This is a genomic window from Burkholderiaceae bacterium DAT-1, assembly GCA_019084025.1.
Classification (GTDB): domain Bacteria; phylum Pseudomonadota; class Gammaproteobacteria; order Burkholderiales; family Chitinimonadaceae; genus DAT-1.
The window spans coordinates 188,837-209,839 of the sequence record JAHRBI010000004.1 but is presented as its reverse complement, the minus strand read 5'-3'; the positions used below and the strand labels follow the sequence as shown (position 1 = coordinate 209,839).

The 21,003-nt window shown below is 57.3% G+C and carries 25 protein-coding genes and 1 riboswitch; of the genes, 11 read left to right on the top strand and 14 right to left on the bottom strand.

Features of this window, described 5'->3' with window-relative positions; genetic code table 11:
• Positions 1–31 precede the first annotated feature (31 nt).
• The 10 genes from thiL to KSF73_09540 form a co-directional block, all read right to left on the bottom strand.
• The gene (gene thiL, locus KSF73_09585; GenBank protein ID MBV1775967.1) at positions 32–979 is read right to left on the bottom strand and encodes a thiamine-phosphate kinase; all 948 of its coding nucleotides are present in this window, start codon (positions 977–979) and stop codon (positions 32–34) included.
• Between the two features lie 43 nt (positions 980–1,022).
• Complete coding sequence (gene nusB, locus KSF73_09580) at positions 1,023–1,508, bottom strand: transcription antitermination factor NusB (GenBank protein ID MBV1775966.1); 486 nt, start codon at positions 1,506–1,508, stop codon at positions 1,023–1,025.
• A 48-nt stretch (positions 1,509–1,556) separates the two neighbouring features.
• Positions 1,557–2,048, bottom strand: coding sequence for a 6,7-dimethyl-8-ribityllumazine synthase (gene ribH, locus KSF73_09575; GenBank protein MBV1775965.1), 492 nt, complete (start codon positions 2,046–2,048; stop codon positions 1,557–1,559).
• A 160-nt stretch (positions 2,049–2,208) separates the two neighbouring features.
• On the bottom strand, positions 2,209–3,300 hold the full coding sequence (ribB, locus tag KSF73_09570) for a 3,4-dihydroxy-2-butanone-4-phosphate synthase (GenBank protein ID MBV1775964.1): 1,092 nt from the start codon (positions 3,298–3,300) through the stop codon (positions 2,209–2,211).
• A 37-nt stretch (positions 3,301–3,337) separates the two neighbouring features.
• Positions 3,338–3,958 (bottom strand): riboflavin synthase, encoded by a 621-nt coding sequence (locus KSF73_09565; protein MBV1775963.1) that lies wholly within the window; start codon positions 3,956–3,958, stop codon positions 3,338–3,340.
• Positions 3,959–4,089: 131 nt separating this feature from the next.
• Positions 4,090–5,187: a bifunctional diaminohydroxyphosphoribosylaminopyrimidine deaminase/5-amino-6-(5-phosphoribosylamino)uracil reductase RibD gene (ribD, locus tag KSF73_09560; protein ID MBV1775962.1), complete on the bottom strand. Its 1,098-nt coding sequence runs from the start codon at positions 5,185–5,187 to the stop codon at positions 4,090–4,092.
• Between the two features lie 41 nt (positions 5,188–5,228).
• Positions 5,229–5,681, bottom strand: a complete 453-nt coding sequence (gene nrdR / locus KSF73_09555; protein MBV1775961.1) for a transcriptional regulator NrdR — start codon at positions 5,679–5,681, stop codon at positions 5,229–5,231.
• Positions 5,682–5,708: 27 nt separating this feature from the next.
• The gene (locus KSF73_09550) at positions 5,709–6,203 is read right to left on the bottom strand and encodes a hypothetical protein (GenBank protein MBV1775960.1); all 495 of its coding nucleotides are present in this window, start codon (positions 6,201–6,203) and stop codon (positions 5,709–5,711) included.
• Between the two features lie 36 nt (positions 6,204–6,239).
• Entirely contained in the window at positions 6,240–7,328 is a 1,089-nt protein-coding gene (gene apbC / locus KSF73_09545; GenBank protein MBV1775959.1) for an iron-sulfur cluster carrier protein ApbC, read from the bottom strand.
• Positions 7,329–7,424: 96 nt separating this feature from the next.
• Positions 7,425–8,267, bottom strand: a complete 843-nt coding sequence (locus KSF73_09540) for an isopenicillin N synthase family oxygenase (protein MBV1775958.1) — start codon at positions 8,265–8,267, stop codon at positions 7,425–7,427.
• 212 nt (positions 8,268–8,479) lie between these two features.
• Here KSF73_09540 and metG point away from each other — a divergent pair, with 212 nt between their 5' ends.
• The 3 genes from metG to KSF73_09525 are packed head-to-tail and all read left to right on the top strand — an operon-like array spanning position 8,480 to position 11,103.
• Positions 8,480–10,519, top strand: coding sequence for a methionine--tRNA ligase (metG, locus tag KSF73_09535; GenBank protein ID MBV1775957.1), 2,040 nt, complete (start codon positions 8,480–8,482; stop codon positions 10,517–10,519).
• Positions 10,520–10,553: 34 nt separating this feature from the next.
• Positions 10,554–10,823 (top strand): BrnT family toxin, encoded by a 270-nt coding sequence (locus KSF73_09530; GenBank protein MBV1775956.1) that lies wholly within the window; start codon positions 10,554–10,556, stop codon positions 10,821–10,823.
• On the top strand, positions 10,807–11,103 hold the full coding sequence (locus KSF73_09525) for a BrnA antitoxin family protein (protein ID MBV1775955.1): 297 nt from the start codon (positions 10,807–10,809) through the stop codon (positions 11,101–11,103). Before KSF73_09530 ends, KSF73_09525 begins: the two co-directional genes overlap by 17 nt.
• A gap of 307 nt (positions 11,104–11,410) precedes the next feature.
• Here the strand turns inward: KSF73_09525 and KSF73_09520 are convergent, their stop codons facing one another.
• Genes KSF73_09520 through KSF73_09510 form a run of 3 tightly spaced genes read right to left on the bottom strand, consistent with a single transcriptional unit; the run spans position 11,411 to position 12,615 of the window.
• A complete protein-coding gene (locus tag KSF73_09520; protein ID MBV1775954.1) occupies positions 11,411–11,845 on the bottom strand; it encodes a cupin domain-containing protein in 435 nt (144 codons plus the stop codon).
• 44 nt (positions 11,846–11,889) lie between these two features.
• Positions 11,890–12,273 carry a GNAT family N-acetyltransferase gene (locus KSF73_09515; protein MBV1775953.1) on the bottom strand — a complete coding sequence of 128 codons (384 nt, stop codon included), beginning with the start codon at positions 12,271–12,273 and terminating at the stop codon, positions 11,890–11,892.
• 57 nt (positions 12,274–12,330) lie between these two features.
• Complete coding sequence (locus tag KSF73_09510; GenBank protein MBV1775952.1) at positions 12,331–12,615, bottom strand: hypothetical protein; 285 nt, start codon at positions 12,613–12,615, stop codon at positions 12,331–12,333.
• 237 nt (positions 12,616–12,852) lie between these two features.
• Here KSF73_09510 and KSF73_09505 point away from each other — a divergent pair, with 237 nt between their 5' ends.
• From KSF73_09505 to KSF73_09485, 5 genes are all read left to right on the top strand, one after another.
• On the top strand, positions 12,853–13,614 hold the full coding sequence (locus KSF73_09505; protein ID MBV1775951.1) for a class I SAM-dependent methyltransferase: 762 nt from the start codon (positions 12,853–12,855) through the stop codon (positions 13,612–13,614).
• Positions 13,615–13,738: 124 nt separating this feature from the next.
• Positions 13,739–15,139 carry an L-serine ammonia-lyase gene (locus KSF73_09500; GenBank protein ID MBV1775950.1) on the top strand — a complete coding sequence of 467 codons (1,401 nt, stop codon included), beginning with the start codon at positions 13,739–13,741 and terminating at the stop codon, positions 15,137–15,139.
• Positions 15,140–15,264: 125 nt separating this feature from the next.
• Positions 15,265–15,624, top strand: a complete 360-nt coding sequence (locus tag KSF73_09495; protein MBV1775949.1) for a hypothetical protein — start codon at positions 15,265–15,267, stop codon at positions 15,622–15,624.
• Positions 15,621–16,073, top strand: a complete 453-nt coding sequence (gene dtd / locus KSF73_09490) for a D-tyrosyl-tRNA(Tyr) deacylase (protein MBV1775948.1) — start codon at positions 15,621–15,623, stop codon at positions 16,071–16,073. The genes KSF73_09495 and dtd overlap by 4 nt, the downstream gene beginning before the upstream one ends.
• 252 nt (positions 16,074–16,325) lie before the next feature.
• Positions 16,326–16,526 carry a hypothetical protein gene (locus KSF73_09485; protein ID MBV1775947.1) on the top strand — a complete coding sequence of 67 codons (201 nt, stop codon included), beginning with the start codon at positions 16,326–16,328 and terminating at the stop codon, positions 16,524–16,526.
• A 152-nt stretch (positions 16,527–16,678) separates the two neighbouring features.
• On the opposite strand, the gene KSF73_09480 is transcribed toward KSF73_09485, so the two are convergent.
• The gene (locus KSF73_09480) at positions 16,679–17,182 is read right to left on the bottom strand and encodes a PTS sugar transporter subunit IIA (protein ID MBV1775946.1); all 504 of its coding nucleotides are present in this window, start codon (positions 17,180–17,182) and stop codon (positions 16,679–16,681) included.
• Positions 17,183–17,343: 161 nt separating this feature from the next.
• Positions 17,344–17,422: riboswitch (SAM riboswitch) on the top strand.
• Positions 17,423–17,614: 192 nt separating this feature from the next.
• On the opposite strand from KSF73_09480, the gene KSF73_09475 reads away from it, so the two are divergent.
• From KSF73_09475 to KSF73_09465, 3 genes are all read left to right on the top strand, one after another.
• A complete protein-coding gene (locus KSF73_09475; protein MBV1775945.1) occupies positions 17,615–17,929 on the top strand; it encodes a hypothetical protein in 315 nt (104 codons plus the stop codon).
• Between the two features lie 64 nt (positions 17,930–17,993).
• Positions 17,994–19,397: an MATE family efflux transporter gene (locus KSF73_09470; GenBank protein ID MBV1775944.1), complete on the top strand. Its 1,404-nt coding sequence runs from the start codon at positions 17,994–17,996 to the stop codon at positions 19,395–19,397.
• Between the two features lie 118 nt (positions 19,398–19,515).
• Positions 19,516–20,901 (top strand): aminopeptidase P family protein, encoded by a 1,386-nt coding sequence (locus KSF73_09465; GenBank protein ID MBV1775943.1) that lies wholly within the window; start codon positions 19,516–19,518, stop codon positions 20,899–20,901.
• Positions 20,902–21,003: the final 102 nt, after the last annotated feature.

Sequence of the window (21,003 nt, the reverse complement as noted above, 5' to 3'; positions counted from 1 at the left end):
TGATTTTATTTGAGGGGAGCAGATGTAACGATCAATTCAGGAAATGATCGAATCCAGCTTTGTGTGGCTGCACAATGTGACCGTCCCGACCGAATAATGCGACACCGTTGCCCGCTTCAACCATACCAATACGCGTGAGACTGACACCCGCAGACAGGGCAAGATCCTCAACCAGCGTGCGGCGGGATGCAGGCGCAGTAAACACCAGCTCGTAGTCATCGCCGCCTGACAACACCAGTTCATCCAGCAATTCGGCACGCACCGATAAGGGCGGCAGCGGAATGGCCCACTGATCCAGCAGAATCTGAACCCCGGATGCTTTGGCAATGTGCCCGAGATCGGCCAGCAAGCCATCGGAGACATCAATTGCTGAAGTTGCAATGCCACGAAGTGCCTGGCCAAGCACAACTCGGGGCTCGGGGCGATCCAGTTTTCCGGCGCAAAACTCGCGCTCCAGGTCACCCACCACAACTTCGCCCATACGCTGACGCACAGCCAGCGCGGCCGCACCTGTCACACCACTCAGCCAGACATCATCGCCTGCCTGCGCGCCTGAACGTCGCAATGCGCGGCCAACGGGCACTTCACCGATGATCTGGATGGAAATGGAGAGCGGGCCGGAAGTGGTATCGCCACCGATCAGGCTGACGCCAAAGCGGTCCGCCAGCGCAAACAGGCCTTCGGCAAAACCGGAGAGCCAGCGCTCATCAACAGATGGCAGGGTAAGGCAGAGAGTGAACCAGCGTGGATCAGCACCCATTGCAGCCATATCCGACAGATTGACTGCCAGTGCTTTCCAGCCGAGTGAGTGGGGGTCGGTGCCGGGGAAGAAATGCCGCCCTTCGACCATGGTATCCGCTGCGATGGCGAGTTGCATACCGGCAGACGGTGCCACGAGGGCGGCATCATCGCCAATGCCCAGAACGGCATTGGCTGAAGAGCGGGTGAAATAGCGGCGGATCAGCTCGAATTCGCCTATCGCCATACCCTTCACCCTCTTCTATTATTGACTGCGCAGTAGATTACTTGCGCTTGCGGCCTTGCGCAACCTCTGCCGCGCGAACTTCAACCGCGAGCTTGTCCAGCACGCCATTCACAAAGCGGTGTCCATCGGTACCGCCAAAGGTTTTGGCCAGCTCGATTGCTTCGTTAATGATGACTGCGTACGGGGTTTCCGGCTTGTTAAGCAGCTCGAAAGCAGCGACTTGCAGAATCGCCTTTTCCACCGGACTGACTTCGTCCACGGAGCGATCCAGACACGGCTCGATCCGGTACATCAGATCTTCGCGGGCATTCATCGCACCGTAGAAAATCTCGCGGAACAGGCCTTCATCGGCACGGTTAAACGCGGTGCTGCTATCACGCAGAAAGCGCTCAATGGTGCCCACCGAATCACCGGTCAGCTGGAACTGGTACAAACCTTGTACAGCGTATTCACGGGCGCGGCGACGCGGCGACTTGTTTGGCGCCTTGTCGGCATCCTTCGGGGCAGATGTTTTGTCGGTCATGGCCACTTCCTTGTTATTCCGCTTGCTCTTCAAATGATACGCTCGTGCTTACGCACGTTCGGCCGCCCATTGTTTCAGTGCTTCTTGCAGACGGGCTGCTTCTACCGCCACGCGTGCTGCATCCGCCCCCTTTTCCTGCATGCGCACCAGCGCCTGATCATCGTTTTCGGTCGTCAGGATGGCATTGGCAATCGGCAGCTTGCTGTCCAGTGTCACGCGGGTGACACCCGCACCAGATTCGTTGGAAACCAGCTCGAAATGATAGGTTTCGCCGCGAATGACGGCACCGAGTGCGATCAGGGCATCAAACTTGCCGGTAGCTGCCATGGTTTGCAGCACCAGTGGTACTTCGAGTGCGCCCGGCACGGTGGTCAGCAAGCGATCTTCATCGCGCACGCCGAGTCGCTTCAGCTCATCGAGGCAGGCGACCAGCAGGCCTTCGCACACATCGCTATTGAAACGGCTCATCACGATACCGATGCGGAGGCCCTTGCCGTCCAGATTGGTTTCGATTTCGGAGAGGTGTGCGTGACGCGGCATGATAAATCCTTGCAATGGGTGTAAGGCAAAGAGCAAAACGGTTGATTTTACTGGACTATGCCAGAACGGTCAAAGCGGCTGGTCAGTTTAGCCCGCGCAAACGGTGAACCGCATTTACCTGCCCGGCCGGAACCGGGCAAAGGAAAACCGAAGGGAGGGGTCAGACAGGCTCGACAAAGCCGGTAATCTCCAGCCCGAAGCCAGCCATACTCGGCATCTTGCGGGCGGGCGACAGCAGTTTCATGCGACGGACACCCAGATTGCGCAGCATCTGTGCGCCGATGCCGTAAGTCCGCATATCCCACTTCTGCGGCACATTCAGTGCCAGCTCGGGCAAGGCACGCGCGAGCAGATCGTCGCCACCTTCAGGACGATGCAGGAGAATGACCACGCCGCTGCCGGCTGCCTTGATGGCTTCCAGGCTGCGGTAGATGCCCCAGGAATGGCGGGTCTGGCCCATATCCATCCAGTCGATGACGCTCAGCGGCTCATGCACCCGCACCAGCGTATCCTGATCGGACTGAATATCGCCCAGCACCAGTGCCAGATGCGTATTACCACGCGATGGCTCACGGAAAGCCACCAGCTTGAATTCGCCAGCAGGGGTGGTAACAGTGCGCTCGCCTGCACGTTCGATCAGGGATTCGGTCCGGCTGCGGTACTGGATCAGGTCGGCAATGGTGCCAATCTTGAGTCCATGCTGCTCAGCAAAGGGAATCAGTTCGGGCAGACGCGACATGCTGCCGTCGTCGTTCATGATTTCGCAGATCACGGAAGCCGGTTGCGCACCCGCCATGCGAGCCAGATCACAGCCTGCTTCGGTATGGCCTGCGCGCGCCAGTACACCGCCTTCTTTTGCCATCAGCGGGAAGATATGCCCCGGCATCACGATATCGCGCGGGCGGGCATCTTTCGCCACGGCTACTTGCACGGTATGCGCGCGGTCTGCTGCCGAAATGCCAGTCGAGACGCCTTCGGCAGCCTCGATGGACATCGTGAAATTGGTGCCGTGCGGTGTACCGTTATTGGACACCATCAGCGGGAGATTGAGCTGACGGCAACGGTCTTCGGTCAGCGTCAGGCAAATCAGGCCACGGCCAAACTTGGCCATGAAATTGATCGCTTCAGGGGTCACGTGCTCGGCGCACATGACCAGATCCCCTTCGTTTTCGCGATCTTCATCGTCCATCAGGACAATCATTTTACCGGCTGCGAGATCAGCGATCAGCTCGGGTACAGTTGCAATCGTCATCGACTTCCACTCAAAAGTGCGGCATCAAACCCGCACTTTACAACAGATCTTCATCTTCGGTTTGCATAAGACGCTCGACATAGCGCGCGATCATGTCCACTTCCAGGTTGACCTTGGCGCCTTTTTCAAGGAGGCGCAGGTTGGTGCATTCCAGCGTATGCGGCACCAGATTGCAGCTGAATACGCAGCGATCCATCACGTTCTTGACCAGATTGGTGGTCAGCGACACGCCGTTCACCACAATCGACCCTTTGGTCGCCAGATATTTCGCCAGCGCTTTCGGGCCCTGTACTACCATCTTGACGCAGTCGCCGACCTGCTCGAACTTGCGCACTTCGCCCACGCCATCCACGTGGCCGGACACCATATGCCCGCCCAGACGATCGCCCAGTCGCAGCGCACGTTCCAGATTCACCACGCGACCCGGATCATCCAGGCCATGCGTGCAGCGCAGGGATTCGGCCGAGACATCGACCTTGAACGAACGCTCGGTTTTACTGATGACCGTCATGCACGCGCCATCAATCGCAATGCTTTCGCCAATCAGCACATCGGTCAGATCCATATCTTCGGTGACAATCATCACGCGAAGACCATGACCATCAATCGGCTGTACGGTGCCAATTGTGCCTGTTGCTTCAACCAAGCCAGTAAACATGTTCGTCCTTCCAGATTGTTCGTGCCTACGCAATACCAGTCAGTACAACCAGTGTAGGCCATGCAAGGCTTTTCAGCCATTGACCTTAGGTCGGGTCAAACTGCAAAAAACACAAGTGCGAAAATCAAAATTTACAATCGAATTGTCGCATCAAATAGCAGTGTGTGGCGAACATCGGCGCCCACCATCCGGGTATCCACCCAGCGTGCCCCGCGCTTGTCTGCAAGCGTATCCAGCGAGAACGCCGCCATCGAGCGTGCGGCACTCCCCAGCAGAACAGGTGCCTGATACAGCACAAGTTCATCCACTAGCCCTGCCGCCAGCATCGCGCCATTGAGCGTCGCGCCGGCCTCCACCATCACATCGCCCAGACGCCGTGCAGCCAATTCGGCAAGCAAAGCTGGCAGATCGACACGGCCATGCGCATCCGGCAAGACCAGCACTTCTGCACCAGCCGCACGCAAGGCATCGGCACGTTCGGGATGATTTGCTGCCGCGACAATCAAGATCTGGCCTGGCTCGCGCAGCACACGCGCCGACGCGGGCGTACGCAACTGCGAATCGACAATCACGCGCACCGGCTGACGGGATAAGGTCCACGCATCACCCCGGTATTCGCGCACAGTGAGCGCCGGATCATCGGCCAGTATCGTCCCCACACCCGTCAGGATGGCTGCCGCATGCGCGCGCAGGGTTTGCACATCCTGCCGTGCCGCTGCGCCGGTGATCCATTTTGACTCGCCGGAGGCCAGCGCCGTTTTGCCATCGAGACTCGCGGCGATCTTGCTCATCACCCACGGGCGACCACGTTCGATGCGCGATAAAAAACCACGCAGGGTCTGACGGGCCTCGACCTGCATCAGGCCGGATTGCACCGCGATGCCCGCATCAGCCAGCATTGCCAGCCCCTTGCCCGCCACCTGCGGAAATGGATCTTGCAGCGCAGCCACCACGCGGGCAACACGGGCGTTGATCAGACCCAGCGCACAGGGCGGCGTGCGGCCATAATGCGCACAGGGTTCCAGCGTCACATAGGCAGTGGCCCCCGCAGGGTCGAGCCCACGGTTGCGGCAATCTTTCAGCGCCGTGACTTCGGCATGATCACCACCATCGGCTTGGGTATAGCCCTCGCCAATGATCACATCATCGCGCACCAGCACACAGCCGACATTGGGATTGGGAATAGACACATGGCGCCCGGCTGCAGCCAGTTGCAGCGCGCGCGCCATGAATTGGTGATTCTGGGCAGTAAATTCAGCGGGTGCAGCGATCAATTCTTGCTGACCTCGCGGATCACATCGCGGAAATCGTCCACGTCCTGGAAGCTGCGATACACGGACGCAAAGCGGATGTACGCCACCTTGTCGAGCTTGGCCAGTTCATTCATCACCATCTCGCCCAGCCGGCGCGAATCAATTTCCCGCTCGCCGGAGGCCAGCACGCGCTGGTTAATGCGTTCGATGGCTTCGTCCACCAGCTGCGTCGGCACGGGGCGCTTGTGCAGCGCGCGCATAAAGCTGGTACGAATCTTGGTGGCATCGTAATCGGCACGATTGCCGTTCTGCTTCACTACCTGCGGCGCACGCACTTCGGCGGTCTCGAAGGTGGTAAAACGCTTGTCGCAGGCGGTACAGCGACGGCGGCGACGAATGCTGTCGCCCTCTTCCGACAGGCGCGTATCCACGACCTGGGTATCCGTTGAACCGCAAAATGGACACTTCACGAGGGGCTCCTCAATGCGTTATGTTCATTAACGCACGGAATACTTGAAGTTCTGCAACTCGTGGATAGAGTTTGCAACCCTTGCACTTCCATCCTCAAATTGGGGGGAAACAAGAATGATGCCACCATCCGGTTGCTCAAAGTACATTCCCTTGTTCAAATCGTCTGCGATAGGAATTCCGTGCTTTCCGCTTAGTTTAATGCATTCTTCCACATCTATCCCTGCTAAGGGAATGAATGCGCCGAAAAACCACTTTTGCCTAGATTTCGGGTCTAAGAGATAGAACTCGGATTTCTGCAGATGGGGCCACACTTTATAGAAATTCACGAGCCCTTCACTTGGAAGCAGCCCAACCACTTTTGCAACGGCCTCGGCGTCTGGGATTCGAAGTCGACTTCTTTCTCCTCGAGTCAACAATGGAGAAATAATCGAAAATCGTACGATCACCCCTAGCACCAAAAGAAGCATCACAATAAAGCCGATGGAAAGGCAAATTCCCACTACTTCCTTCACACTATCCATTCGAATATTCACCTAAATGGCGCTTGATAACGTTAATCAACTATTCCGAATCACAATCTTCGGCATGCGCGCGGAGAAATCCTTGGCACGCTCGCTGACCTTAATGGCCACAGAGCGGGCGATCTTGCGGTAAGTCTGTGCAGCCAGTGAATCCGGCGCGCTGACGACGGTTGGTGCGCCGCTGTCTGCTGCAAGGCGGATGTGCATTTCCAGCGGGAGCTGGCCGAGCAGCGAAACGTGGTATTCCTCGCTCAGGCCTGCGCCGCCGCCTTCACCGAAGATCGGCTCGGCATGGCCGCAGTTGGAGCACACGTGCACCGCCATGTTTTCGACGATGCCGAGGATGGGAATGCCCACTTTTTCGAACATGCGGATGCCCTTGCGCGCGTCCAGCAAGGCGATGTCCTGCGGGGTGGTGACGACGACTGCGCCGGTCACCGGGATTTTCTGGCTCAGCGTGAGCTGGATATCGCCTGTGCCCGGCGGCAGATCGACCACCAGATAGTCGAGATCCTGCCACTTGGTATCGTTCAGCAATTGCATCAGCGCCTGCGTGACCATCGGGCCACGCCACACCATGGGCTGATCGGCGTCGATCAGGAACCCGATGCTCATCGCTTGCAGGCCGTGCGCCAGCAGCGGTTCGATGGATTTGCCATCCGGCGAATTCGGCTTTTGCCCGTTCAGACCCAGCATCTGCGGCTGCGAGGGGCCATAGATATCGGCATCCAGTACGCCCACCTTGGCGCCTTCGGCCGCCAGCGCCAGCGCCAGATTCACGGCGGTGGTGGATTTGCCCACGCCGCCCTTGCCACTGGCCACAGCGATTACATTGCGCACACCCGGCAGCGGCGTCAGGCCACGCTGTACGGTATGCGCTTCGATCTGCTGTTCGACGATGACATTGAGTTGAAGCTGCGGATTGAAATGGCGCAGCGCCTGCTGCAAACCGGCCACCATCGCATCATGGCGGCTACGCGCCGGGAAAGGCAGCACCAGCCGGCAGGACACAATGTCGCCATCCATGCGCAATTCGCGCAACGCCTTGAGTGAACCCCAGTCCCGACCGATCTCGGGATCGACCACTGCATTGAGAACTGACAGGATGTGCTCGGCGGACGACATCGTAACCTTCTTTCTGAAAACGGGAATGCGTGAAACGGGGGCGTCACCTGAATCGGCAGCCCAAAAAGCAAAAACGGCGATTGAATCGCCGTTACTTTACATCTTTACGCCGAGTTCGCGTAGACGTTCATCGAGATACTGGCGCGCGGTGTAGCGCTCGCTCAGCACCACTTCACCACGCGGATGCAGGAACAGCGGCAGCGACACCCGCGACTTGAAACGGCCTTCGCCACTCGGGTTCATCACGCGATGGCTGGTAGACGGATAGTAGCCGCCCGAGGCTTCCTGCAGCATGTCGCCGATATTGATGACCAGCGTACCGAAATCACACGGCACATCCATCCACTGACCTTCCTTGTTCAGCACTTGCAGGCCCGGTTCATTGGCGGCAGGCAAAACAGTGATCAGATTGATGTCTTCATGCGCAGCCGCACGAATCGCCCCTTCCGGTTCATCACCACGCAGCGGCGGGTAATGCAGTACACGCAGTAGCGTGTTCGGGGTGTTGTTGATCATGCTGGGCAGCGGCTCGGTGAAACGGGCGCGTACATCAGCCGGGGCTTCGGCTTCAATCCAGCCCAGCAACTCTGCGGCCAGGGCGCTGGTGCGCTGATAGTAATCGAGAATCTGCTCGCGCAGTGCATCGGGAATACGTCCCCACGGATAGATGTGGAAGTATTCCTTGATGTCTTTCACGGTGTGACCCTTGGCCACTTCGGAAATTGCACTGGAGAAATAACCGTCCTGCTTTTCAACGTCAAAGGCGAAGTCGTCTTTGTTGCCGTTCTTGAAGAAATCCAGCCAGTTGGCGTAGATGGATTCCACCAGCGCCTGATCCACCGGATGGTTCTTCAGCACGCCAAAACCTGTCTCATGCAGGGATTGTGCAAAGCGGGCGGCGGCATCCGGGGCGCGATAGTCAACGACTTGAACGGTCATGGTATGTCTGTCCAAAAATTACAAAGGGGCGAATTCTACCAGCTTTATATTCAATCGCTGAGCCGCACGTCCGGTCTTTGATCCTGATCAATCCGGTCAGGCAATTGATTGGCGTTCGTCGGATTACACGATCCCCCCTGTCATGGCGCACGCGAACAGGCGTCTATCCGTTATAATCGCGGGCTTGATGACAACCTTCCAAGAGTGCCGACATGACCCTCGCATCGACACCGCGCAAAATCCTGGTAACCAACGCCCTGCCCTACGCCAATGGCGCGATTCACCTCGGCCATCTGGTGGGCTATGTTCAGGCCGACATCTGGGTGCGTTTCCAGAAGATGCGTGGCCACACTGTGCACTATGTGTGCGGTGACGATACCCACGGCACCCCGATCATGATCAATGCCGAAAAGCAGGGCATGACCCCGGAAGCGTTTGTTGCACGCATGTATGACGAACACGTGGCCGACTTTGCCGGTTTCCATATCGGCTTTGACGACTACTATCACACCAATTCGCCGGAAAACAAACAGCTGTCCGCCGACATCTACCGTCGCCTGAAGGCCGACGGCAAGATCGCCGTGAAAACCATCAGCCAGCTGTTTGATCCGCAAAAGCAGATGTTCCTGCCGGACCGCTTTGTGAAGGGCGAATGCCCGAAGTGCGGCGCCAAGGATCAGTACGGCGACAATTGTGAAGTCTGTGGCGCTACCTATGCCCCAACCGAACTGAAGAACCCGTTCTCGGCCGTATCCGGTGCCACGCCTGAGTTGCGTGAGTCCGAGCACTATTTCTTCAAGCTGTCGGAGTGCGGCGAATTCCTGTCCGCCTGGACCCGCGAACCGGGCCGCCTGCAGCGCGAAGCCGCCAACAAGATGGGCGAATGGTTTGAAGCCGGTCTGCAAGACTGGGACATCAGCCGCGACGCGCCTTACTTCGGCTTCGAAATTCCGGATGCACCGGGCAAGTATTTCTACGTGTGGCTGGATGCGCCAATCGGCTACATGGCCGCCACCAAGCATCATTTCGACCGCATCGGCGAAGATTTCAATGCCTACTGGGGTGCAGATTCCGATGCTGAGCTGTACCACTTCATCGGCAAGGACATCCTGTATTTCCATGCGCTGTTCTGGCCTGCGATCCTGAAATACTCCGGCCATCGCACGCCGACCGCCATCAACGTCAACGGTTTCCTGACCGTGGACGGCCAGAAGATGTCCAAGTCGCGCGGCACCTTCATCACTGCCCGCTCCTATCTGGATATCGGCCTGAATCCGGAATGGCTGCGCTACTACTACGCCGCCAAACTGGGCGCCAATATCGAAGATGCCGATCTGTCGCTGACCGACTTCGTGGCCCGTGTGAATGCTGATCTGGTGGGCAAGTACATCAATATCGCCAGCCGCGCCGCCGGTTTCATCGCCAAGCGCTTCGATGGCAAGCTGGCTGCATCCCTGCCGGACAATGTACTGATCGAGCGCCTGCAATCCGCAGCGTCTTCCCTGGCAGACGGCTATGAAGCCCGCGAATACAGCCGCGTGCTGCGCGACATCATGGCGCTGACCGACGAAGTAAATCAGTACGTGGATCAGGTCAAGCCGTGGGAACTGGCCAAGCAGGAAGGCCGCGAAGCTGATCTGCATGGCGCGTGCTCGCTTCTGATCAACGCATTCCGACTGCTCACCATTTACCTGAAGCCTGTGCTGCCGAAGCTGGCTGGCGACATCGAGTCCTTCCTCAATGTCGCGCCGCTGACCTGGCAGGACGCTGGCTCGCTGTTGCTGGATCACACGATCCAGCCGTATAACCACCTGATGACCCGTATCGACCCGAAGATGATTGAAAACCTGATCGAAGCCAACAAGCAGTCCCTCGCCCCGCAAGTCGAAGCCGCACCGGCCGTGACCTACGAGCCCGTCGCCCCGACCATCACCATTGATGACTTTGCGAAGATCGACCTGCGCGTGGCCCGTATCGTTGACGCCAAGCATGTAGAAGGCGCAGCCAAACTGCTGCAACTGACACTGGATATCGGCAGCGAAACCCGTAACGTGTTTGCAGGTATCAAGTCGGCCTACAAGCCGGAAGACCTGATCGGCCGCATGACCGTGATGGTGGCCAATCTGGCCCCGCGCAAGATGAAATTTGGCCTGTCGGAAGGCATGGTGCTGGCCGCCAGCGGCGATATGGCCGAAGGGCTGTTTATTCTGTCGCCCGATAGCGGTGCAGTGCCGGGCATGCGCATTGGCTAATTGACAACTCAATTTAATGTAGCTACATTAATTCATGCACTTTGTGTTTGATCCCGCCAAAGATGCCGCCAACCAGGATAAGCACGGCTTATCCTTGGCCTTGGCAGCCTCTCTGGACTGGGATGTCGCGTTGGTCTGGATAGATGACCGATACGCCTATGATGAGTGCAGGATGATTGCGCTGGCACCTGATACCGGCATTGTCTACTACGTGGCATTTGTTGATCGGGAAGATGTCCGCAGAATCATCAGCTTACGACGAGCCACCAGACGCGAGGTGACCTATTATGTCGAACACAGCTAAACGCCCCATCATCATGCCCTCAGAATCTGAGGACGAGGCCATCACCCGCGCCGCATTATCCGACCCAGATGCATTGCCTCTCACTGATGCTCAACTGCAGTCCATGGTGCCCCTGAAGGCACTGCGCGGCCGTCCGAAATCGGACAGCAAAAAGCAGCTGGTTTCCGTTCGCTACAGCCCTGAAGTGCTTGAATACTTCAAGGCAACAGGCGAAGGCTGGCAGGCGCGGATGGATAGCGTCCTGCGGGACTATATTGCGCAGCATCCAAGAGGGGTGTAAAAAGCAATCAAGGTTCCAATCAGCCCAATATGCTCAGGATTCGTTGGAATCGCCAATAACCTAGCAAGTTTACGCAATGTCGACCCCCTTGCCTGGTTTTAATCTGCTTTAAGCCGTCACAGATGCTGCGCCCTCATCCCCGATCTTATTCCCCTAGTCGCGACACCACCCGGATAGAGTAGCCGACTTTCAGATCGGTTCTAACAGGGCATCAGCATGCAGGGCTTCTGCAACAAGGCGTATCGTTCTGTCCGCTCATCATGCGTCACGCTGTAATTGGTACGATTTACCAGCGCGCTTGCACACCCTACTCCGGATCCGCTTTGCGTGTCAGTGGTACCCCGACCGCGCCGGTATATAGCACCAGCAGTTTCACCGGCTCCTTACCCACGTTCTTGCCGTTGTGCCAGGTATTGACCACCTCGGCAAAGGCATCTCCTGCCTTCAGTACCTTGAAGGTGCCGTCCTTCAAGGTCACCTGTAGCTCACCCTGTTGCACAAAGGCGAAGGATGGCACCGGATGCAGATGCCAGCCTGTTTCACCGCCCGGGGCGATCTCGATCTGCAGGGCCGTCACTTCGGCTTGTCCCTGTGGGTATTGAATGGCTTCACCGTGCCAGGTGGATGAAGCCTTAAGCAGCGGCGTGACCCGGACAGCAGTCGTAGCTTCCACTGCGCGAGTGCACAGCGGTGCTAGAAAAAATAAGGTCGCAGCCCAAAGAGGAATTGCCAGATTGCGCATACTATTTGTCTCGAGAATGATGGATCATCAATACATCAACAGCTTCAGGGTCGTGCCAGCGTAAACCCCACCTCAACCGCATTCAGCATCTCGCCACGCTGCCAGCCCTGCGCCAGATAAAATGAATCTGCACGCGTATTCGCAGTCGTCCCCAGCGTTACCTTGGTAGCCCCTTCGGCAAACAACCAGTCGGTTGCCAGTTTGAGCAGCGCCTTACCTGCGCCCTTGCCTTCGTGATCGGGATGGACAAATAGCGCCCAGATCGAGGCATCGGCTTTGGCTGCATACGAAAACCCGATGATCACGCCATCCGATTCGCACACCCAGCCACGTCCCAGCTTATCCAGATAGTCGGCATACATGCCACGCGTCACCTTGCCGGGATCACGCAGCACATTCTCTTTGACCAGCAGGCGAATCACCGACATGGCGTCGATATCGGCCTCGGTGGACCTTCTATACGTCAGCATGTTTATTCCAAGTAATCAGTACAGCGCATCGGCCATGGATTTCAGATCCTGGCCCTCAATAAATTGATCAGAAATGGTCAGAATGGCGTAGAGATTCCGCTTGAGCATCTCTTCCGATAATTCTCCATCGCGCAGCGCAGTTTGCAATAAATGCAGGGCCATATCGGCTAGCAGCACCCGCTGCTTATCCGCCCAGCCTTCACCACCGCGTACGGCAGGATGCTGCTGATAGGTGTGTTCTGTCCAGTCGTGGGCGTGTTTGCTCATTGATAGGATGGATTGCTTATTCAATTCGTTCAATTCTTTTCCTCCGCAAAATGCTGAATGTGTGAGTTATTTTGATTATTCGTTTGGCGCGGACTATATCACTCCATCTTTTGATTAGCCGTGATACGCTCCAAATATGCACCACTCCCACAACAGACATCCCTTCAACCCGCCCCCTCCCGCCACATGTGGCGGGGCCACGTCATCCCGGATACCGCTGCCAAAGGCCCGCATTGAATGCGATAATGCCCGCATTGAATTTTGCCCTCGATGACCATGTCCCTTGCGCTGTTCCCCGCCCCCGGTTTTGAAGATGCTGCTGCGTTGATCGCTGCCCGTCATGGCTTTGCTGTGCTGACCGCGCTGCCCGATTCCGGACAAGCGCTGATGCTGGACACGGATGGACTGGCAATTCATAGCTTTGGCAAAGGGGCGCCGGGGCCGGTTCGGGTAGATTTTGCCTCGGGAGCGGCACAGTGGCGGCGCATGCATGGTGGCGGACGCGGGCAAGGCGTGGCCAAGGCCTGTGGATTGAAGGGCGGACACACACCGCACGTGCTGGATGGCACAGCCGGACTGGGGCGTGATGCCTTTGTGCTGGCCTCACTGGGATGCCGCGTGGATATGGTTGAGCGCTCGCCCGTGGCAGCGGCACTACTGGAGGATGGTCTGGCGCGGGCGGCGCAATCGGCAGAACTGGCCGAGATCGTCGCACGCATGACCTTACATGTCGACAGAACGCACGATGTGCTTACGCAGTGGACAGGCGAACGGCCAGAAGTGGTGTACCTCGACCCGATGTTTCCGGATCAGCACAAAAAATCCGCGCTTTCCAAAAAAGACATGCAGGCTTTCCAGCAAGTGGTCGGCCCCGATGAAGATGCTGATGCGTTGCTCACACCAGCCCGCGCACTGGCACGCGACCGCGTGGTAGTAAAGCGGCCGCGCCATGCGCCGTTTCTGGATGGTGTTAAGCCGGATTTTGCCTACGAAGGCGACAGCGTGCGCTACGACGCCTACCGGCCAAGCTGATCTATTCCGCACTGCACAACAAGATTTTCAGATTTCACCCCTATAATCACCCGCATCAGACGGGCACAGCCCGCATTTATATAACCCAAGTCAGCATTAGCCCCACCGGCTCAGGAGACCCCTCATGGCGATCAGCGTGTTTGATCTGTTCAAGATCGGCATTGGCCCTTCCAGTTCCCATACCGTCGGCCCGATGCGCGCGGCCCGTACTTTTGTCCGCCGTCTGGAAAATGATGGCCTGCTGAATAAAGTGGCCTCGCTGCGTGGCGAGCTATACGGTTCGCTCGGTGCCACCGGCAAGGGTCACGGCTCGGATATCGCGGTGCTGCTGGGGTTTCAGGGCGAATCGCCGCGTCTAGTGGATACCGATGCCGTGCCGGGCATGGTCGATGCCATCCGCACCGGCAAACGCCTGAATGTACTGGGCAAGCATCCCATCGACTTTATCGAGTCCGAGCACCTGATTCTGCACAAACGCAAGACCCTGCCCTACCACGCCAACGGCATGATTTTTGCGGCCTACGATGCCGAGGGTAATGAGCTGTCAAAGCGCGCCTATTACTCGGTAGGCGGCGGCTTTGTGGTGGACGAACATGCGGCGCAGGGTGGCTTTACCCCGCCCACCGTAGAGTCGCTGCCGCATCCGTTCAAAACCGCTGCCGAATTGCTGGCCCTGTGCGAACGCCACGGTAAAACCATCAGCCAGATCATGCTGGAAAACGAGCTGACCTGGCGCAGCGAAGCCGAAGTGCGCACCCAGTTGTTGGAAATCTGGTCGGTGATGAAACGCTGCGTGGAGCGCGGCTGCCGCACTGAAGGCATTCTGCCGGGTGGCATGAAGGTGAAGCGCCGCGCCTTTGATCTGCACAAGCAATTGTCGTCCCGACCGGAAGCCGCCCTGCGCGATCCGCTGACGGTGCTGGACTGGGTAAATCTGTATGCACTGGCAGTGAACGAAGAAAACGCCGGTGGTGGTCGCGTGGTCACCGCGCCCACCAATGGCGCCGCCGGCATTGTGCCTGCCGTACTACATTACTACGCCAACTTCATTGCCGGTGCCAACGACGATGGCATCGTTCGCTTCCTGCTGACGGCTGGCGCCATCGGTATTCTGTTCAAGACCAATGCCTCGATCTCCGGCGCCGAAGTGGGCTGTCAGGGTGAGGTCGGCTCGGCTTGTTCAATGGCAGCGGGTGCACTGGCCGAAGTGCTGGGCGGCACACCTGCGCAGGTAGAAAACGCCGCCGAAATCGGCATGGAACACAATCTGGGGCTGACCTGCGATCCGGTGGGCGGTCTGGTGCAGGTGCCATGTATCGAGCGCAATGCCATGGCCTCGATCAAGGCCATCAATGCTGCCCGTATGGCCTTGCGCGGTGATGGCAATCACTTCATCTCGCTCGACCGCGTGATCCGCACCATGCGCGACACCGGCCGCGACATGCATGTGAAGTACAAGGAAACCGCACGCGGCGGCCTCGCGATCAATGTGATCGAGGTGCCGGTGAATATTGTGGAGTGTTAACGCCAATCACAGCCCGCTGCAGTTCATCCCTCACCTTTTGCATTCAGTCTCACATTGAATGCCGGGCGTGAGTGCAAGACATACGATGTGCTCATCAACAACAAGCACACACCAAGGAGCACATCATGTCTGAACTGCTGCTGACTGAAGATCAAGAACGCCCGCTGCGCAATATTGCCCTGATCGCCTATGCTGGCCTTGGCATTTCGCTGGTAACCGCGCTGCCGACCGGCCTCCTGGCTGCGGTGCTGCTGTATGTGAAACAGGATGATGCACGCGGCACCTGGCTGGAAAGCCACTTCCGCTGGGGGCTGAAGGTGTTCTGGACCGGTGTGATCTCGGCCTTTATGGCATTTATTTTCGGCGTGACGATTATCGGGATTCCCGTGGCTATCCTGATCGCCATCGTTGCCTGGATCTGGGTCGCCTTCGCGGTGGTGCGCGGTGCGCTGGCCCTCAATGATAAAAAGGAAATTCGCTGGTGAGAGTGTTATTGCAGCGCGTAAGCGAAGCAAGTGTGACAGTAGACGAAGCAGTCACCGGGCAGATCGGCCCGGGGCTGCTTTTGCTCGTTGGGGCCGAAGCCGAGGATACGCAGGCCGACATCGACTGGCTGGTGCAAAAGCTGATCAAGCTGCGCATTTTCAGTGACGAGGCGGGCGTGATGAACCGCTCGATTCTGGATGTAAACGGCGAGGTACTGGCCGTGAGCCAGTTCACCCTGTTCGGATCGATCAAAAAGGGCAATCGCCCGTCCTGGAGCCGCGCGGCACCGGGTGCCGTATCCAAGCCATTATTTGATCAGTTTGTGGCCAGTCTCGCTGCTGCGCTCGGCAAGCCCGTGCCTACAGGGGTATTTGGCGCTGATATGAAAGTGTCACTGGTGAATGATGGGCCGGTGACGTTGTTTATTGATTCCAGATCACCGGAATAATCTCCCTCACCTGCTGCTTGATCCATCAGTGCGCATTCAGCGCCCAAGCTGCTCCCCGCGCCTTGGGAGAACGGCACATCGACGCGGCTCATACATGCAGTCGACCTTAGCCTTCATGCTATCCGCAACAGACCAGCTCCCAAAAATTGTATTACCAAATTAATACCAATAGAATCAATCAACTCTTGCGCAGGAGTTCATTGACGCAACCTTATGCGTCCTCATCAATGATTGATCACTCAGGAGTACAGCATGAAAAAAGCAATCCTGTTGGCAAGCATGTTATTCGCAAGTACGTTAAGTGCCTCCGCCGCTGAAACTCGTTATTACAGCATCTGGGGTAACCAGCAGGTGGGTCCGGAATATTGCAATCAGGTTTGGCCTGGCTCGCAATACAATGGTGTGCGCATGGGGTTTGGCGGGTACTACTACATTTCCTGCATCAAATACTGATCTCAACGTCATGAGGATCAGCATCATGCAACGTGACTTGAAGTGGTATTAAGCTGTTTAAATCGAAATCGGCGCCACTGAAAGTCGGAAGATGAGTGCGCGCGAAGCAATCAGGATCAGACCTGCTTGCTTCGCCAGAATCGCGACGGCATTCAGACCTCAGCTGTAAATAGCTGTCGCACATGCTCAGGTGAATCTGCCGCATCCAGCTTCTCCCGAAATTTTCGGTCGGAGAACAACTGGGCTGTTTCGGCCAGAATGCGCAGATGATCGCGATTGGCATGTTCGGGCGCCAGCAAGACCACCACATCACGCACCGGCTGACGATCCGGCGCCTCGAACCCGATTGGGGCGACGGGTCGCATATACATGGCCAGTGGTTCTTTCAGTCCGTCCACCCGTGCATGCGGAATGGCGACACCTTGCCCGATTCCAGTTGACCCTAGCTTTTCACGTTCCAGCAGGCGCGTCAGGATCATGCCTGCGGCTAACCCATGCTGTTTACTCAAGCGCTCTGCAGCCTGTTCAAAGAGGCTACGCTTGTCCTTGACATCCACACCCAACATCACGTCCTCAACTGCCAGGATGCGCGAAAATATGTTCATTGGTCTACCAGCTCCAATTTGTGACATCAGCCTGCAACAGGGAAAACCCATTTCTACAACCATTGATTCTGGCCGCATTGGCCAGTAAGGGCAGGATAAGGCATTCCCTGATGTTTCAGTATAAAAATTCGATAAAAAGTTCTGTCTTGCGCCCTGCTCCCACGCCGACACAATTTCAGCCCGCTTGACAGCTTCTGCGGTGATGATTATATTGTGTCCATTGCGCCGATTTGAGTGAACAGCTTGCGGGCGCGTTATAAATGCGGCTAAAGCGGAGGTTCACTGCTAGTGAACCGATAACCCGCCCACCGCAAGGAGGCGGGTTTTTTATTACCTGCCTGCCAAACGCCCCCTTTAGGTTTTCCTGTTCACCCCATCAGCAGCACGCGCCGATTTAAGACAACTTGCGGGGCGCGGGCCATGGGGCCGAAACCCGCTAAAGCGTCGCCCGACGTCGGGCCTCGCTAGAACAGGAGTACACCGATGTTTGATTGCCTGGAAATCACCCCTGCCCTTCGTGCCCAACGTGGCGACGCCATTCTGAACAAAGACAGCCTGACACGCCGTTTTGTCGGCCAGAACTGGGCTCGCCTGAAAAGTCGTGGCCCCGAATCCATGATCGAACTGGCTAAAGTACGCGAACTCGCCCTGTATCTGGATGCGGAACTGTATCGTGTCGATGATGGCAGCCTGGCGCTGGTCGGCCTGAGTCTCAATGAGTTACTGGCGCTGAACGAACGATTTGGCCAGAAACTGGCGATCGAGGCAGTGATTGCGCTGAACGCAACCGCACATTAAGGGTGACGATTGGCGGACTTGATCCGATAATCCGGTTTTGTACGGATGAACTGATCGGCCCGCTATGCACCACCAACACTCCATCCGCCATTTTCCTAAAGAAATGGCCGCGCTCTGGCAACTCGCCTGGCCTATTTTAGTCGGTCAGGTCGCGCTAATTGGCATGGGCGTAGCCGACGTGGCCATGTCCGGGCACGATTCTGCCAATGCGCTGGCTGCCGTATCGCTCGGCACCTCCATCTGGTCCATTATTATCGTGACCCTGATGGGTCTGATGATGGCCATTAATCCCTCCGTCGCTCACCATGTGGGTGCAGGCACGCTCGACCAGATTCCGTCGCTGGTACGGCAATCCCTATGGAAAGCCGTATTTGCCGGATTGATCGGCGTGGTCTGCACCAATGCCGCAACGCTTGCCTTTGCCGGCATGCGGATTGAAGCAGATGTGCGTGCGGATGCAGTGCATTTTGTGAATATCATCAGTACGGGACTGCCCGCATTTACGGCTTATCGCGTGCTGTACGGCTACAGCGCCGGGCTTGGCCATACGCGCCCGATGATGGTGATGTCCATTCTGGCGTTGATCTGGAATGTGCTGGTGAACTATGCCTTGATTTACGGGCACTTTGGCTTACCTGCCATGGGCGGCCTTGGCTGCGCAGTGGCGACGTCCAGCAGCGTGTGGTTGATGCTGATTGCGATGGTGGTGCATGTCATGCGCTCGCCTGTATATCGTGAGACACAGCCGCTCACGCATTTTGAAGGCCCGCACTTTCATGTGATCAAGGGCCTCACCAAGATCGGGCTTCCGATTGGCATCACCTACTTTGCCGAAGCCAGCGCCTTCAGTCTGGTGGCGCTGCTGGTGGCCGATTTTGGCGCACGCGAAGTGGCTGCGCACCAGATCGCACTCAATTTTTCCTCGCTGGTATTTATGGTGCCGATGTCACTTGGCATTGGCCTGATCACGCGGGTGGGGGTATCCATGGGCGAAGGTGATCCGCATGAAGCACGTTATCGCGCGTGGGCTGGGGTATCACTTGGCTTGATCTGGGCGGTGATTTCAGCCTCATTGATTGCACTGTTTGCGCTGCCGATTGCCAGCTTTTATACCGCTGATTCGCAAGTCGCTGAACGCGCTGCCACCTTACTGATTCTCGCGGCGATCTTTCAGTTATCAGATGCGACGCAGGTCACCACCTCCAGTGCGATTCGCGGCTACAAAGTAACCCGCCCGCCCATGATCATTCATATGACCGCATTCTGGGCTGTGTGCCTGCCATTGGGCTATGTACTCGGTCGATCGCCCGCCTGGGCGCCATGGGCCCCTGCCAAGCCAATGGCCGCAGAAGGATTCTGGATCGCACTGGTTGCGGGCCTCACCGTAGCTGCCATCGGGCTCTGCTTCCTGCTGCGCCATACCTGCAATCGATTTGTTGCCAAGGCAGAGCAGGCGCACACAGTCTGATTCAGTTACAGCAATCTAGATTTTAATTGCTGTGCCTATCACTTTCACGATGCGCTGCAACGTGTGTTGTTGCAGCCATCGACGTATCATTCAGCATCCCCAAGTAAAGGACCACGCGATGTTTCCTGCACAGACCTATACCCAACGCCGCGAAGCATTGAACAAAACCGTCGGCACCGGCATTGCTCTCTTCCTTGGCAACGCCGACAGCCCGATGAACTACGCGGACAATATCTACCATTTCCGTCAAGATTCCAGCTTCCTGTACTTCTTTGGTTTGGATGCACCGAATCTGGCTGCAATCATTGATTTCGACGCGGGCACCACAACGCTTTTTGGTGATGATGGCGACATCGACAGCATCGTGTGGACAGGCCCGCTGCCGAGCCTTGTGGAGCGTGCTGCAGGCGCTGGCATCACACAGGTACAACCTTTCGCCTCCCTGCAAAGCATGCTGGCAAGCGCCGCACAAGCCGGACGCACCATCCATACGCTGCCGCAGTACCGCGCTGATAACCGCCTACTGTTAGCCTCACTGCTGAACGTCGCAGTAGATGCCCACGCGCCCTCCACCACGCTGATCAAGGCAGTGGTTGACCTGCGTGCCGTGAAGGATGCGCTGGAAATCGCCGAAATGGAGAACGCGCTGGAAATCACCTGGCGCATGCATATGCTGGCCATGCGCTCCAGCCAGCCCGGTGTGCGTGAACAGGAAGTCGTCGGCCTGATGCATGGTCTGGCCAATTCGCAAGGCCGCGAAACCGCCTACCCGATCATTTTCAGCCGCGATGGCCACATCCTGCACAACCACGGCCATGGCTACACACTGGAAGCGGGCAATCTGGTGGTGAACGATGCCGGTGCCGAAAGCCCCTTGAAATACGCGAGCGATATCACCCGTACCATTCCGGTGGGCGGCCGCTTTACCGAACAGCAGAAGCCGGTTTACCAAGCCGTGCTGGATTCGCAGCTGGCATCCATCGCCGCGATGAAGCCGGGCGTGCCATTCCGTGATGTGTATGATCTGTCGGCCCGCGTGATTGTGGACGGACTGAAGGCACTGGGCCTGTACAAGGGAGACAGTGCAGAAGCCGTGGCCGCAGGCGCACATGGCCTGGTCTACCCGCATGGTCTGGGCCATATGATTGGTCTGGATGTGCACGATATGGAAGGTCTGGGTGAAAATCTGGTGGGCTACGGCGAAGGCTTCGAGCGCAGCACACTGTTCGGCCGCAAGTCCTTGCGCCTGGCTCGTCCGCTGTGCGAAGGCTGGGTCGTGACCGTTGAGCCGGGTATCTACTTTATCCCGGCGCTGATTGACCGCTGGCAAGCAGAAGGCAAGTTCAAGGAGTTCATCAACTACGAAGCCTTTGCAGCCTATCGCAACTTTGGCGGCATTCGTATCGAAGATGATGTGCTTGTAACAGCGGATGGCGCGCGCGTGCTGGGCAAGCCGATTGCCAAGACGATTGAGGAAGTCGAAGCCGCATCGACCGCACTGTAATCGCTTCAGGGTGCCTGTTTGCCATCGGCACCCTTGCGATGTCCAAGGACAAATAAAAAGCCAGTCAGCAATGCTGACTGGCTTTTTCCGTTAAACCCTTGC

Coding starts and splice junctions, on each gene's coding strand:
- ribD (MBV1775962.1), bottom strand. CDS start 5,187: ATGGCGCGCGCGCTGCAACTGGCTGCAGCCGGGCGCCATGTGTCTATT.
- nusB (MBV1775966.1), bottom strand. CDS start 1,508: ATGACCGACAAAACATCTGCCCCGAAGGATGCCGACAAGGCGCCAAAC.
- KSF73_09540 (MBV1775958.1), bottom strand. CDS start 8,267: ATGACCGTTCAAGTCGTTGACTATCGCGCCCCGGATGCCGCCGCCCGC.
- KSF73_09475 (MBV1775945.1), top strand. CDS start 17,615: ATGTTTGATTGCCTGGAAATCACCCCTGCCCTTCGTGCCCAACGTGGC.
- metG (MBV1775957.1), top strand. CDS start 8,480: ATGACCCTCGCATCGACACCGCGCAAAATCCTGGTAACCAACGCCCTG.
- KSF73_09470 (MBV1775944.1), top strand. CDS start 17,994: ATGCACCACCAACACTCCATCCGCCATTTTCCTAAAGAAATGGCCGCG.
- KSF73_09485 (MBV1775947.1), top strand. CDS start 16,326: ATGAAAAAAGCAATCCTGTTGGCAAGCATGTTATTCGCAAGTACGTTA.
- KSF73_09565 (MBV1775963.1), bottom strand. CDS start 3,958: ATGTTTACTGGCTTGGTTGAAGCAACAGGCACAATTGGCACCGTACAG.
- KSF73_09520 (MBV1775954.1), bottom strand. CDS start 11,845: ATGCGCAATCTGGCAATTCCTCTTTGGGCTGCGACCTTATTTTTTCTA.
- KSF73_09495 (MBV1775949.1), top strand. CDS start 15,265: ATGTCTGAACTGCTGCTGACTGAAGATCAAGAACGCCCGCTGCGCAAT.
- KSF73_09465 (MBV1775943.1), top strand. CDS start 19,516: ATGTTTCCTGCACAGACCTATACCCAACGCCGCGAAGCATTGAACAAA.
- KSF73_09480 (MBV1775946.1), bottom strand. CDS start 17,182: ATGGGTTTTCCCTGTTGCAGGCTGATGTCACAAATTGGAGCTGGTAGA.
- ribH (MBV1775965.1), bottom strand. CDS start 2,048: ATGCCGCGTCACGCACACCTCTCCGAAATCGAAACCAATCTGGACGGC.
- KSF73_09525 (MBV1775955.1), top strand. CDS start 10,807: ATGTCGAACACAGCTAAACGCCCCATCATCATGCCCTCAGAATCTGAG.
- KSF73_09505 (MBV1775951.1), top strand. CDS start 12,853: ATGACCATGTCCCTTGCGCTGTTCCCCGCCCCCGGTTTTGAAGATGCT.
- KSF73_09515 (MBV1775953.1), bottom strand. CDS start 12,273: ATGTCGGTGATTCGCCTGCTGGTCAAAGAGAATGTGCTGCGTGATCCC.
- apbC (MBV1775959.1), bottom strand. CDS start 7,328: ATGTCGTCCGCCGAGCACATCCTGTCAGTTCTCAATGCAGTGGTCGAT.
- KSF73_09530 (MBV1775956.1), top strand. CDS start 10,554: ATGCACTTTGTGTTTGATCCCGCCAAAGATGCCGCCAACCAGGATAAG.
- KSF73_09500 (MBV1775950.1), top strand. CDS start 13,739: ATGGCGATCAGCGTGTTTGATCTGTTCAAGATCGGCATTGGCCCTTCC.
- KSF73_09550 (MBV1775960.1), bottom strand. CDS start 6,203: ATGGATAGTGTGAAGGAAGTAGTGGGAATTTGCCTTTCCATCGGCTTT.
- ribB (MBV1775964.1), bottom strand. CDS start 3,300: ATGACGATTGCAACTGTACCCGAGCTGATCGCTGATCTCGCAGCCGGT.